The organism is Methylobacterium longum (assembly GCF_022179385.1).
GTDB classification, from domain to species: Bacteria; Pseudomonadota; Alphaproteobacteria; order Rhizobiales; family Beijerinckiaceae; genus Methylobacterium; species Methylobacterium longum.
Window position 1 is genome coordinate 163,319 of sequence record NZ_BPQS01000001.1, and the last position, 11,861, is coordinate 175,179.

Sequence of the window (11,861 nt, forward strand, 5' to 3'; positions counted from 1 at the left end):
GATCGGACTGAAGATGCTCAAGTCACGCTCATGATACGGCATTCAGTGCCGGCCGAACCTATAGCTCAGGCGAAGCGGTCGAGCGCGTTCTCATTCTGTTAACGCGTGGCATAGGCATGCATGCCCGGACCAACAGCGGCCGGCGGCAACGTATGGTTGCCAAGATCGTAGTACAGTTCTTCCACGTTAGGCGTGCCAACCGGCTGCCTACCGTTGGGACGGCGCTTACTATCAAGAACAAGCCCAACAAACTGGGCGACGTCGGCTGCTAACGCTGGGTAGTCAGCGAGATGTATGCCGTCAGCGAAGAGACCTGATGTTGCGAGGCATCCCCCGGGAGAGCGGATTGCCGCAAACGGGTCGAAAAAGATGTAATCGCCCTCCGCACAGATCCGTGCAAGGCGATCCGAGAAGGTCGCTATGGCAGCAGGATCGCGATCCGTCGCACTGGGGCCGAGGGGGGGAATGGCGGCGACGAAGACATGCTCGGCCCACTCCTGAAGGGTTACCAGGATGCGCCGCACATCAGCTTCGAACCGATGCCCCGTGGTCGTCCATTCCGGATGATAGCGGCGCTTGATATCATTCGTACCCAGGAACAGCACCACAGCGGCTGCTCGGGCTGGTGGATCGAGACGCGCTAGCCGTGCAACGCAGCCGCGAGCGGTGAGGCCCCCGGCAGCGATGTTGATAGATGGTGGCCGGCCAGCGATCTGTAACGTGCCCATCAGCGCCGCGTGCGAATTGCCGGCGAGCAGGACACTACCCTCAGCGGCGGCGGCGAGATTGGTCCGGATTTGGGACCAGTGCGCATCTGCAAGCTGGCGAACTAAGCGCCTGACTCGCCATTCTCCAACGAGCGTGTGAACCCACCGAGTGTGCATGATTATCCCGTGCCTGGACAATCGCCTCAGCGGCGTGGCGCGAGGCGCTGAGGATGGTGTTTGGTGTTGTTGGGGGAAGTCGGCCGCTCGCCATACTCGCGGCGTTGCTGGTCGTGTGGGTCTCTTGCGCGGCTGTGCGGGCATGTCGGGATTGACACACCACCCCGCGGGAACCGACCACTATTCTATCGGCCGAGCGCATACAGACGTGGCGGGCGTTGGGTCTTCTGGCTCCGAGGGGACCGGGGCGTCCAGCCTGATCCGGCGACGTCGTCCCTCTCAGATCAGAAACGGTAGTTAAGACCGGCGCGAACGACGGCGAAGCCCGCATCCTCGCGCCCCGTACCGTAGTAGGCCGGCGTGCCAGCGCTGTAGTACGTCGCCGCTGCAGCACCACGACCGAGGTGGAGGTAGAGAGCCTCGACCTTGGCCGAGAGTTTCTCCGTGAACGCGTACTCGATGCCGCCGCCGAGCGCGTAGCCCGTCCGGGTCGTATCCGACAGCGTGTAGGGGTAGGCGGAGGCGTAAGCCGATCGAGACCCGCCGCCGTATGCGAAGCCGCCGGTGCCGTAGACGAAAACCCGATCGAAGGCGTAGCCGACCCGTCCGCGCACGGTGCCGAAGTAGTCCAGGTTCGAACGGACGCTGTAGTAGGGCGTCGTGCCGAGATAGGCCGCGTCGGCCTTGGCGTTCGCCAGTCCCTGAATGTCTGACTCGACGCCGACCACGAGGCCGGAGCCAGGCGTAAACTGATAATTGTACCCTATCTGGCCACCGCCGCTGAACCCGCCGGACCGCCTGCCGCCCGTCACCGCTCCGTAGGTCGGATCGGTGTAGCTGTCGTTCCCGGTGCGGAAGGCGTAACCGGCGTTCAGACCGGCGTAGAAGCCCGTCCAGGTGAAGACCGGCAGCGATGGCAGGGGCGGCGGTGGCACGCGGCGGGGAAGGTCCGCCGCCTGGGCCTTGATCGCGATAAAGCCAGCCGCGGCGCCGAGGAGCACGGCCCGGGAGGGTTTCGTCATAGGAGGTCTCGTCTTGAAGCGGCCGGGCCGCGGGGTTCAGAGGGCCAGCAGGAGCAGGCCGACGACGGTCGCGGAGAGGATTAGGCAGAGCGCCAGATCGAGGATCGGGGCTCCGCCGCAGGTAGACGCTGGGCCGCGGCCGGTCGCGGACAGGGCGATCACGAGCGCACCTGCGAGAGGCTGGCAGGTGCCGCGGCCGTCCGAACGGCCCGCAGGGCGCGCTTGGGCGTGACGGCACCCGAAGGTACCGCCGCCCCGTCTGAGGGGATGACGGGAGCGGCGGTCTGCGACGCCCTCGTTCCGCCGGCGCGGTGGACCGTATCCGCGACAGTGATACCGAGGGCGGGCAGGGCGAGGGCGGCGGCGACGCAGACGAGGCGTCGCAACCGCAGCATGGCTTGGTCATGGCCGGCGCGGGACGCAGAAACGGCTGCGAGCCTGATGGGCGGCAGCGCTTGCGCGATGAGGATGCGTGTTTCGAGCGTCATGCCATCGCCTCCGCGGAGTTCGTGGGAAACTTGACCACGCCATCTATCTACGTGTGCAAAATTCCCACGTCAATCTGAAAAGCTTGGCCGTGTGTGCGCTTTCGCACGCTGTGGGATTGTCTCCCACGACACTTTCTATATCGATGAGGTCATGTCTGAGACTGCCAATACACCGCGAGACGGCGCCAGCCTGCACGCGCCCCTGGCGCGGCTGCTCCGCCCGCTCGTGCGCCTGCTGGTCTCACGCGGCATCACCTTCCCGGCCCTCACCGACCTGTTGCGTGAGCTCTACGTGAACGTCGCCGAGTACGACTTCGCTCTCACCGGCAAGGAGCAGACGGACAGCCGCGTCTCCCTGCTCACCGGCATCCACCGTAAGGAAGTGCGGCGCTTGCGCGGAGCTGGCGCCCCGGTGAGTGCGGTCCCGGCCGTGGTCTCGCGGACGAGCCGGATCATCGCCCGCTGGATCGCCGACCCGGCCTTCACCGATCCGCAGGGGCACCCCTTGCCGCTGCCACGAACGGCCGACGGCGGCGCACCGTCGTTCGAGGTCCTGGTTTCGGGCGTCACCCGGGACCTGCGGCCCCGGGCCGTGCTCGACGAATGGCTCGATCGCGGGCTCGCCTTCCTGAACGCCGACGACCGGATCGTGCTGGCGGAAGCCGCTTACGTGCCCCGCGGTGACGGCGCGGCGGACGCGCAGCTCTACTATTTCGGCCGCAACCTGCACGACCATATCGCGGCCGCCGTGGTCAATATCGTGGGCGAGGCGCCGCGGTTCCTGGAGCGGGCGGTCCACTACGACGGCCTGTCGAAGGACCTCGCCACTAGGCTCGAGGCACGGGCGCGCGAGATCGCCATGGAGGCCCTGCAGCAAGCCAACCGAGAAGCACACGCAGCCTCCCAGACCGATCCCGGCGGCGAGCACCGCTGGAATTTTGGCGTCTACGTATACGTCGAGGGCAATCCCCCGGCGCCATCCGCCCAACCCGCCAACCGGCGCTGAGGGACCGGCCAGTGCGCGTCCCGCCCCACCGCCGATCCGTCCTACGCCTGCTTGCCGGTGCGGGCCCGTCGCTGTCGGCACTGCGCCCGGGAGCGGCCTGCCCGCAGCAGGCGCCGGGCGACCAGGGCATCGGCGGCACCGGCATGATGCGTACGGACCCCTCTCCCGAGCGCCCGCTCGGTGAGGGCGATCGCGGCATCGGGGGCACGGGGGTGATCGGCACGATCCGCGGGTTCGGCTCGATCGTCGTGAACGGCCTGCGCATCGCCTACCCGACCGAGGCGGTGGTCACGGTGGATGGCGAGCCGGCCAAGGTCAGGGACTTGAGGATCGGCCAGGTGGTGCAGGTCGTCGCTACGCGGGTCGCGGTCCAGCCCGACGGGTCCGATGGCGGCCTCGTAACCGGCCGCATCGACGTGGTGTCCGAGGTAGTCGGCCCTGTGGAGGCGGTGGCTCCGGGGCGGCTCGTCGTCCTTGGGCAGCGGGTCTTCACGGCGGGGCTGACCGGCGAATGGGCACTCGGAGGGCGAGTGGCGGTGAGCGGCCTGCGCCGACCGGACGGTATCATCGTCGCGAGCCTGATCGAGCCGCGCGGCCCCGGCCCGGACCGGGTCGTCGGCCCGGTGCGCCGTGGTGAGCGCGGAGTGGCGATGATCGGTAATCTACAGCTGGAGGGAGTAGGCGTTCCCCCGCCCGGCAAGCGCGCCCTCGTCGTCGGCGAGTCGGCGAACGGCGGCCTCAGGGTCACGAACGCGGCCTTTGCCGGATACCCTTTCCCGCCGGGACTTCGGCAGATGTCGATCGAGGACTACGTCGGGCGCGTCGGCGCCGGGATCGAACTCGGCTCGGGGATTGCCGTGGCCGGACGGGCAGACACCTCTGTTCCCCGCACGGGCAGCGTGCGTGCGGTCCTGACGGCGCGCGTGGCGGGGGACGATGGCCTCACCGTCGAGCGCCTGCGTTCGGAGGACGGGGGCGTGCCAGTTGAGCCGCCGCGGGACATCCCACGCTTCGAACGCGACCGTCTCGACCCACGCGGCTTGCCCGACCGTCCTCTCGACGTCGAGCCCGGCGGGGAACCGCGGGTCTTCCGGATTGACCCCCGTACTGGGCCGGACGACGCGCCGGGCGCGGGCGGTTTCAGCGATCCCAGCAGCTCCGGCGGGGCTAGCGGTCAAGGCGGCTTGAGGGGTGCACCCGGGGTCGGCGGCCCGCCCGGTGCCGGCGGTGCGGGGCCCGGAGGTCCTGGTGGCCCCGGAGGCCCCGGCGGGATGGGTGGTCCCGGTCGTCCGCGTTGACGACACGTCGGCGACGAAGATTCGTACGTTATCCCGCGACCGCCGCCCAATAAGAGCCAGATCGTGTCTGCGATCTGGGAGGCGCCGGGCCATTAATCCCAGACGCGTGCGCGAACACACATCACGGCGATTTGAACGGTTTACGTGGTCATAATTCCCACGGATATGTTGCGCTCCTTCACAGAGGTCAACGCACATGCGACGGGCGATCGTCCACATCGGCATGCCCCGGACAGGGTCGACCTCGTTCCAAGAGGTGCTCGCTCGGCTGCGGCCGCGCCTCGGCTCGGTCGGTCTGTGCTACCCGAAGCTTGCACCCCCCGGCTCGCCCCCGCGGCGGACGTAAACCACCATCTGCTCGGGCGGGCCCTCGACGGCCGTGACGCCGGGCGCCTGCGTCGCGACTGTCTCGACCGCCTGTCGCGGACGCTGTCCGAGACCCGCGCCGATACGGTGATCCTGTCCTACGAGGATTTCGCTGTGCAGCGGCCGGGCCTGTGCGTGCCCAGCGTCCTGGCCGACATCTTCGCGCGACACGACTTCGGCATGGATGTCGCGCTCGTGGTGAAGCCACAGGCCGAACAGCTCACCTCGGCCTACGCCCTGCGCACGCAGCTCATCGCGGAACCACGAACCTTCGAAGAGTTCGTGCGCCGGGAAGGCTCCTCCGGGCGCTACGACTACGTGGCGCGGCTTGAGCCATGGCGCCGTGCCGCAGAAGGCCGGGTCGTCGCCCTGCCGGTGCGAGACCTTTGCTCCGAAGCGCCTCTGCTGGTCCGTCTCGTTGAGAGCCTCGGACTATATGCGCGCTTGGGACCGCTGCTGTCCCCTGACGACCTTACCTACCGCACGAACCGCAGCGCGGGCCCGGTCGCCGTCGAGGCGTCCCGCCGCCTGCACGGACTCGGGTTGCATCGCATGACGACCGGGCGGCACCCGCGGCGGCTCGGGCATCTTCTGGACGATCTGGCTCAGGCGCGTGGCCTAGACGCCGAACCGTTCCGCGGCAATGCGCCCAACGCCCTCGCCAAGGTCGAGGCCGGCCACGGACCCGCGAACGAACGACTTGCTGCGATTTGCTGGGGCCGGGGCTGGGACGCAGTCGTCGCCCGCGTGCCAATGCGCCCGCCGAATGAACTGGCCGGGCGGCCGATCCCACCCGAGATTGAGGCGCAGGTCGACCGCTTGGTGACGGAGATGACCGCGCGGGTCGCTTTCCGGACGCCCCCGGCGTGGCTGAGGCGGCTGGACGGTATCGTCGAGCGGGGCGTGGAGCGTATTGCCGACCTCGCCGGGCGACCGGCTTGGCGGGTGCGCTGAGGTGGCTGCAGTGTACGAGCCTATGACCAATCCGGCTCCGCGGTCCGACCTGACATGGCATCCGCTCGCCCCGCGGGAGCTGCGCTGGGCGCGGCTCGACCAGCGACCAGCGATAGCGTGGCTGACAGGTCTGCCCGGTGCGGGCAAGTCGACCATCGCGGCTGCCGCGGACCGATCCCTCATCGCCGCCGGCCGGCACAGCGCTGTGCTCGATGGCGACAACCTACGCCATGGATTGAACGCCGACCTTGCGTTCACGCCCCGGGATAGATCGGAAAATGTGCGGCGCGCCGCCGAAGTGGCGCGCCTAATGGCCGAGACCGGCACGGTGGTGATCGTCTCGCTGATCTCACCGTCCCACGCCGACCGCATACTGGCGCGGCGCGTGGCAGGAGACATCCCGTTTTTGGAGGTGTTCGTTGACACGCCAGTTTCGATTTGCGCACGCCGAGACCCGAAAAAGCTTTACGCGCGGGCAAGCAGGGGCGAGGTCGCCGCGTTCACCGGAGTGTCGGCCTTCTATGATGTGCCGGAGGCCCCCGACCTCGTGCTACGCACGGAGGGGTTGGCGGTGGCGTCCTCAACGGCTCCTCTGTGCGAAGCTCTGTTACGGTTGAGCGCGAACGGGTCGTGAATGTACCGGTTGGTCCATTTTAGTGGGTATACCCATCCGGGCGACTATACCTTGGCGAAGGGCTATCGCGCTGTATGGCGGATTCGGCATGGTGCCGTCAGGCAACATCGGCGATACGCATAGTATGTTCCAAACCTCGCCCGGCTCGGCATCGACACTGGCTGGGCGTAGCATTGCCAACCCGATCGCCACGATCCTATCCGCCAGCATGATGCTGAGTTGGCTTGGCACGAAGCAAGGCGACACAGCTGCGCTGACGGCTGCCGGGTTGATTGACCGAGCAGTAAAAGCGATGACCGGTTCTAGAACGCTGACCGATCATCCAGGTGGCACACAGCCTGGACGTCCGGAAGGGGCGATGCCGTCGCTCACGCTATAACTCACCTAGCCCGCGACTGCTCAGCCTCACGTTGAGGAGCAGGATAATAGGTCCAACGTGGCTTGGACCTTCCACGGCTGTCGAGCTGCCCGTGGCTCCGCAGTGGCTTCCGACGTGGGCTTGATCCTAATGCCCGAAATCCGACGCTTGGTCCCTGCAGCGATGGGCAGCTATAGCACAGTCGATGTGCAAGTGATCGGCCGGGGCGCCTCGGCTTGCTCGCCCGCGACCCGAGGGTCGCTCGCCTCCCGCCGTCCGGGGGCATCGTCGTGACTGACCTGGGAGTTCAAGCGGAAGACATAGTGCCCGACGTGCCGACGGTGTTGGTCGATCACCATTTCCCCGCTCCCTGCCGGAGGCTGCCGCACTGACGGTCATCAGTGGCCATGGGAACCAGCCAATCCCAACCTGCAGCTTTCTCGCCCATGTTTGTGCGGAGGCTCCAGGTGGGACGGACGATCTTGCATGGCTCCGCCATGGTCAGCCAGCATGCGTCGAATGACGCATGCTGGCTGACTCTTGTTGCAAACTACAGCAGGCTGGTTCCGTCGGCGCGTTTAGCGAAATCGAAGGGACTGACCACCGGTCCCGATTTCAACCATCCTACCTCTCGACAGACGGATATCATGAGGCCGCACTGCATCGCCAACTCGGCCATGGCCATGAACGGTCCGACCGCGTCGGCGAGCTGCAAGACCCGCGCCCAGGTCTCACGCCGTAGCCTGTCGGTGGCTCGGTCGGCCTCGCACGACAACAACCTGTCAGCGCGCGCGACAAAGGTATCGTAGTTGACCTTCGGTTTCGCCCTCGGTCGCCCCGAGTCGGTGTAGCCCTCGAACATGACGCTGCTCATGGCCGCCATCTCAGCCGCGGCCTGCAACGGACCGATCGCTTCGGCGCGCACTTGTATGTATTGTAGGATTTTGATTGGCACAGTGTGAGGACCCCGGCCGCATTTGCGCCTGGACGTGCGTGCACGACGATCGTTGTTCCTAGTCATTGTAGTACTCGCTGCTCTAGGGTGCGGTTGTGCATCCCCTAAGCTTTTACGAGTCTGCCTACGGGTACGTGCGAGCCGAGATGGGGACGGTCGCTGAGGCGCCGACGTCATTAGCGGATCCGTACCGCTGGGCCCGCACGCAAATTTGCTCGGGCTCGACCGGATCCTGATCAATCACTCCATCCCCATCGCGGTCGGTGGATTTACCGATCGGGGCCTTGTCGAGGTCGCGGAATGAGCCGCCGTCTCGATGCATCTTGGTTTATAATCCTCTGGTAAACCCGGTGCGGTCGAAGGCGGTATGCCGTCCAGGTCCGCGGCTCGGCACGATGCGGGATGCCGATGAACCCCGGGCCACGCGCAACCGGTCCAATACGTGACCTCGCTCAGCGGCTCCGAGTAAGTCAGCGCGAACACCTTGGCGGTTGTCTCGGTGAAGCGGGGCGGGCGCCCCATAGCCGCAACTTTTCACGCAGAAAAGCCGTCGAACTTGCTCACCGCAGCGCTATTATCAGCGCCACGCGGCCGGGCCCCGACACCGACCTGCTGCCGCGCCATGTCCTGCACGCCGCGTCGCTCGGTCGCCATCAGGACAATTCTGGCACACCGGACGCAACTGAGGGTCGGACGTGGTCGTTTACGAAAACGATCAGCCATGCCTCAGCAGCATCGAGGAACATGCGGACGGTTCACGGCGCTCGTACAACCTCGCACGATTCAGAACCTCCGTGGATCTTTGTGCCCGCCGGCCAGCACTAGGATCAGCGAGGCGCCGCGAAGCTTGTCGCCAAGCCAAATATCAGCTTCACGAATTCCTGCGGCAGGCGATTGACCTGCTGAAAAATTTGGACCTTCTGACCGTTTTCGTCGATGCCCTCCCAGGTCAGCAGGTCCCTATGGTGACCGGTCGGCTCGACGCGGCTGCTGTCGTCGGTACGTTCCGCCTGATTATCTAAGGGGACATCCCGGCCATCCCTCTTGGCCATCGCTGCTCTCATCATTGCCGCCCAGCCTGCCGCCAGCTCGCCAATGGGTTCAGAGGCGATGTCGACCAGCTCTGATGCCTGCTCAGCACTGCCGCGGACTGGATCTGACGCCTGCTCGGCCTCGCTGTCGGGTTTGTAGCGTTGCCAAGCGTGGAGGCCCTCGCCGGGCTTTGCACTCAAGGCAACAACCTCGCTCGGTTTAATATTCCGTTTGATCAAGTTTTTAATCACCGTCACGTCGCGACTATAAAGCTTTCCAGCACGTCGAACATCTTCTTTCGTTTCACTTTCACCATAATTTATATGCAACTCTACAATTAGTCTCAGTGGAGTATAATAATTTTTCACATTTATTTTCAGTTTGTGTGCCGCTTCTATCATCGACTCGCTTATTATACGATTTTCTTTAAACATTGCATAAACAGAATATGCCGTCGCTATGCTTTCATAGCGCTGCCTCATACTTGAACTGTGAGATTTTACAATACTGTCGGCAATGATACCAATCTTTTCGCTTGAATTAGCCCGATCGAATGCGTTACAACCATCGCGGCCTAGTAGGTAAATTTCGGCATCGTCAATGATATCCTGCGTCACTACCGGATCGCTCAAGATTGAATCGTCGATCGATCGATTACGTCGCTTCACCGACGTCTTCTCACGCTGTAGCGACCGAGCCGGGGTGACCTGCATATGCGAAGGCGCGGCTCGTGTCGGACGCTTCGGTCCGCTGCGTTCATAAGGTGCCATCGGTTAGCTCCAGACTGTGACGTCGGTCTGTACTACAGACGCAATGGCGCTGCAAAATTTTGGTTCCACTGGCCGCGCGCTCAGAGGCGCTGGTTAACTCGCCGTTAACGAACTGCCGTGATCGAGCGCTTCAGCAGCCGCAGGTATCGAGAGCTGGGCACACGCGTCGTGCGCTTCGTTACGCGCCTGCTCGAAGGTTCCAATGCGACCGAGGTTGAGAGGTCGCCGCGCGGCACCTCGTCAGATGGATGAGAAACCGACTGAAAGCGCGTTTCCAAGATGGCATCAGCACGTCAGCCTTGGCCACGGGCTTACGGTGGGGAACACCGGAGCGCCCCCCACCGCGTGAATCACAGCATTAGAAATCGATCCGCTGGTGCCGCCGCAGCCGCCTCGCGACGTCCTCCAGTACGTCTGCGGCAACCTCGCGGCTTCGCAGCTTGGCGAGGCACCCCGACGCGCACTCGATCAACGTCGTAATCGTTTCGATCGTTGAGATTTCCTGCCTCGGCTGAAACCCCACCCGCGAAGCGATGAACTCGCGGAAAGCGATTTTCAGCGCCAGGCGTGCCGCGTTGCCTTGGTCGTGAAAGCGGAATGCATCCTCAAGCGGTTTGGAAGTCATAAGTCTTTCTCCGATCAGCGGCGGCATGATCACCACCGATCAGTTTTTACGGGTCCGACGCCTTTTAGCCGGGCGCGCAGCGCGCGACTCGGTCGGCTACGCGGCAGCCGCGGCTGACGTCGAGCTCAACAGCGACAACCTGCAGCGCACTGGAAAAGCCGCTCAGATGTGGCGCGCGCGGGTGGAGGTTAGGGAGCGCCGCGCCTGGCCGCTCGAATACATCGCGCATCAAAGCCTGCTCAGGCGACCTCGCGCGCCCGACACTCGGCGCTGATCCCGAGCACCCGGACCAGACTCGTAAAAGCTCATCGTCACAGCCCTGGAGCACGACGATGAAAAACTTAAACCTCGAAACATCGACGGCAACCGCGTTCAGCAATCACGACACTCTGCTGACCGAGTTCGACCTCGCGCGCCGGCAAAATCGATCGGTCAAAACGATCCGCAACCAACGGGTGCTCGGCGGCGGCGTGCCGTTCATCAAAATAGGGCGCCTCGTTCGCTACCGCTTGTCCGACGTGATTCCCTGGGAGAACGCGCGGCTTCACAGCAGCACGAGCGATCGGGGTGGCGCCGATGCGTGACGGCGACATTCTCCCTCCGGGGTTTGAGACCGTACTGCAAGTGCGGGAACGGCGGGACCGGCTGGTCCGGCAGCTCGCCCGCAGCCTTGAACCCGGTGCACCCGAACTCACGTCGCGCCTTGAACTCTGTCGGAAAGGCGATCGTTGCGGCTCGGGGGCTTGTCACGTTTGCCAGCGGCTGGAGCGGAAGATCCTAATACGGGCGGCCGACGCAGCCCTGCGAAGGGATGGGCCACTCACGCGACTATCGTGGATCCCGCAGGGCGGCGTGATCCCGCTCGGCGGCCTCGCGGCGTTCGACCTCCGGCGGTTCATCGCGAGCCGCCTGCGGGCCCTACAACGGGCCCTACCGAGCATCGTGGTGTTCGGCGGCGTCGACGTCTCCCTGAACACCTTCGAAAACGGTGTGCCAGTCTGGGTGGTGCACCTGTACCTGCTGATCGAGGCGGCGAACACCAAGGCTCTGCGGGCAGCGATCCTAGCCCGCTGCCCTGGTGAACCGTCCGCTCCGCGGCCTTTCCAGTTCTGGGAAGTCAGCAGGGCAGGGCGAGCAAAGGTGTTCAGCTACGCAGTAAAGGCAGCGTTCTATAAGCGCTCCGGCTTCATCGACGCCACTGGCCGGGCGAACACGCGGCCCCAAGCCCTGCCGGCCGGGGCCGCGGTTGAAGCCGCGCTGTTCCTCGATCGCTGGCCCCTGCAGCGCCGCCTGATCCTGCACGGCCTGCGCCTCGTTCACGGGTGCGACGGGCTGCGACTCGTGCGCCGTAACGGCGGGGCCAGTCGTCGAGGGTCGAGGCCGTGAAATCGGCGAGGGGCCGCTCGATGCCTTCGGAGGATCTGTTGAGGGCAACGAGCGGCCTGTTGAGGGCAGGTGGGCGGTGTCGA

The 11,861-nt window shown here is 65.2% G+C and carries 15 protein-coding genes; 8 read left to right on the forward strand and 7 right to left on the reverse strand.

Going from position 1 to position 11,861, the window contains the following annotated elements; translation table 11 throughout:
* Positions 1–98: 98 nt before the first annotated feature.
* The 4 genes from MFF58_RS00740 to MFF58_RS00750 all read right to left on the reverse strand — a co-directional run bounded on the left by MFF58_RS00740 (position 99) and on the right by MFF58_RS00750 (position 2,394).
* Positions 99–1,028, reverse strand: coding sequence for an SGNH/GDSL hydrolase family protein (locus tag MFF58_RS00740; RefSeq protein WP_308445405.1), 930 nt, complete (start codon positions 1,026–1,028; stop codon positions 99–101).
* Between the two features lie 140 nt (positions 1,029–1,168).
* The gene (locus MFF58_RS00745) at positions 1,169–1,906 is read right to left on the reverse strand and encodes an outer membrane protein (RefSeq protein WP_238284654.1); all 738 of its coding nucleotides are present in this window, start codon (positions 1,904–1,906) and stop codon (positions 1,169–1,171) included.
* A gap of 36 nt (positions 1,907–1,942) precedes the next feature.
* A complete protein-coding gene (locus tag MFF58_RS32170; RefSeq protein ID WP_283206413.1) occupies positions 1,943–2,068 on the reverse strand; it encodes a hypothetical protein in 126 nt (41 codons plus the stop codon).
* Positions 2,065–2,394 (reverse strand): hypothetical protein, encoded by a 330-nt coding sequence (locus tag MFF58_RS00750; RefSeq protein WP_238284655.1) that lies wholly within the window; start codon positions 2,392–2,394, stop codon positions 2,065–2,067. The genes MFF58_RS32170 and MFF58_RS00750 overlap by 4 nt, the downstream gene beginning before the upstream one ends.
* A 151-nt stretch (positions 2,395–2,545) precedes the next feature.
* Between MFF58_RS00750 and MFF58_RS00755 the strand changes: the two genes are divergently transcribed.
* From MFF58_RS00755 to MFF58_RS00775, 5 genes are all read left to right on the forward strand, one after another.
* Positions 2,546–3,400: a DUF6502 family protein gene (locus MFF58_RS00755; protein ID WP_238284656.1), complete on the forward strand. Its 855-nt coding sequence runs from the start codon at positions 2,546–2,548 to the stop codon at positions 3,398–3,400.
* A gap of 11 nt (positions 3,401–3,411) precedes the next feature.
* Positions 3,412–4,698 carry a DUF5666 domain-containing protein gene (locus MFF58_RS00760; protein WP_238284657.1) on the forward strand — a complete coding sequence of 429 codons (1,287 nt, stop codon included), beginning with the start codon at positions 3,412–3,414 and terminating at the stop codon, positions 4,696–4,698.
* 297 nt (positions 4,699–4,995) lie between these two features.
* Entirely contained in the window at positions 4,996–6,018 is a 1,023-nt protein-coding gene (locus MFF58_RS00765) for a hypothetical protein (protein ID WP_238284658.1), read from the forward strand.
* Between the two features lie 22 nt (positions 6,019–6,040).
* Positions 6,041–6,652 carry an adenylyl-sulfate kinase gene (gene cysC / locus MFF58_RS00770; RefSeq protein ID WP_238284659.1) on the forward strand — a complete coding sequence of 204 codons (612 nt, stop codon included), beginning with the start codon at positions 6,041–6,043 and terminating at the stop codon, positions 6,650–6,652.
* Between the two features lie 22 nt (positions 6,653–6,674).
* Positions 6,675–7,031 (forward strand): isocitrate/isopropylmalate family dehydrogenase, encoded by a 357-nt coding sequence (locus tag MFF58_RS00775; RefSeq protein WP_283206414.1) that lies wholly within the window; start codon positions 6,675–6,677, stop codon positions 7,029–7,031.
* A 529-nt stretch (positions 7,032–7,560) separates the two neighbouring features.
* Here MFF58_RS00775 and MFF58_RS00780 read toward each other — a convergent pair.
* The 3 genes from MFF58_RS00780 to MFF58_RS00790 all read right to left on the reverse strand — a co-directional run bounded on the left by MFF58_RS00780 (position 7,561) and on the right by MFF58_RS00790 (position 10,419).
* The gene (locus MFF58_RS00780) at positions 7,561–7,935 is read right to left on the reverse strand and encodes a hypothetical protein (RefSeq protein ID WP_238284661.1); all 375 of its coding nucleotides are present in this window, start codon (positions 7,933–7,935) and stop codon (positions 7,561–7,563) included.
* Positions 7,936–8,792: 857 nt separating this feature from the next.
* On the reverse strand, positions 8,793–9,665 hold the full coding sequence (locus MFF58_RS00785; RefSeq protein ID WP_238284662.1) for a hypothetical protein: 873 nt from the start codon (positions 9,663–9,665) through the stop codon (positions 8,793–8,795).
* Between the two features lie 460 nt (positions 9,666–10,125).
* Positions 10,126–10,419, reverse strand: a complete 294-nt coding sequence (locus MFF58_RS00790; protein ID WP_238284663.1) for a hypothetical protein — start codon at positions 10,417–10,419, stop codon at positions 10,126–10,128.
* Between MFF58_RS00790 and MFF58_RS00795 the strand changes: the two genes are divergently transcribed.
* The 3 genes from MFF58_RS00795 (at position 10,418) to MFF58_RS00805 (ending at position 11,778) form a co-directional block, all read left to right on the forward strand.
* Positions 10,418–10,666, forward strand: coding sequence for a hypothetical protein (locus MFF58_RS00795; protein ID WP_238284664.1), 249 nt, complete (start codon positions 10,418–10,420; stop codon positions 10,664–10,666). The genes MFF58_RS00790 and MFF58_RS00795 overlap by 2 nt on opposite strands.
* Positions 10,667–10,724: 58 nt before the next feature.
* The gene (locus MFF58_RS00800) at positions 10,725–10,976 is read left to right on the forward strand and encodes a helix-turn-helix transcriptional regulator (protein WP_238284665.1); all 252 of its coding nucleotides are present in this window, start codon (positions 10,725–10,727) and stop codon (positions 10,974–10,976) included.
* 268 nt (positions 10,977–11,244) lie between these two features.
* Positions 11,245–11,778 carry a hypothetical protein gene (locus MFF58_RS00805; protein WP_238284666.1) on the forward strand — a complete coding sequence of 178 codons (534 nt, stop codon included), beginning with the start codon at positions 11,245–11,247 and terminating at the stop codon, positions 11,776–11,778.
* The last annotated feature ends 83 nt before the right edge of the window (positions 11,779–11,861 follow it).

Excerpts from the sequence above, each read along its gene's own strand:
- MFF58_RS00800 (WP_238284665.1), top strand. The coding sequence starts at position 10,725 with ATGAAAAACTTAAACCTCGAAACATCGACGGCAACCGCGTTCAGCAAT.
- MFF58_RS00745 (WP_238284654.1), bottom strand. The coding sequence starts at position 1,906 with ATGACGAAACCCTCCCGGGCCGTGCTCCTCGGCGCCGCGGCTGGCTTT.
- MFF58_RS00755 (WP_238284656.1), top strand. The coding sequence starts at position 2,546 with ATGTCTGAGACTGCCAATACACCGCGAGACGGCGCCAGCCTGCACGCG.
- MFF58_RS00790 (WP_238284663.1), bottom strand. The coding sequence starts at position 10,419 with ATGCCGCCGCTGATCGGAGAAAGACTTATGACTTCCAAACCGCTTGAG.
- cysC (WP_238284659.1), top strand. The coding sequence starts at position 6,041 with ATGACCAATCCGGCTCCGCGGTCCGACCTGACATGGCATCCGCTCGCC.
- MFF58_RS00750 (WP_238284655.1), bottom strand. The coding sequence starts at position 2,394 with ATGACGCTCGAAACACGCATCCTCATCGCGCAAGCGCTGCCGCCCATC.
- MFF58_RS00740 (WP_308445405.1), bottom strand. The coding sequence starts at position 1,028 with ATGCCCGCACAGCCGCGCAAGAGACCCACACGACCAGCAACGCCGCGA.
- MFF58_RS00795 (WP_238284664.1), top strand. The coding sequence starts at position 10,418 with ATGATCACCACCGATCAGTTTTTACGGGTCCGACGCCTTTTAGCCGGG.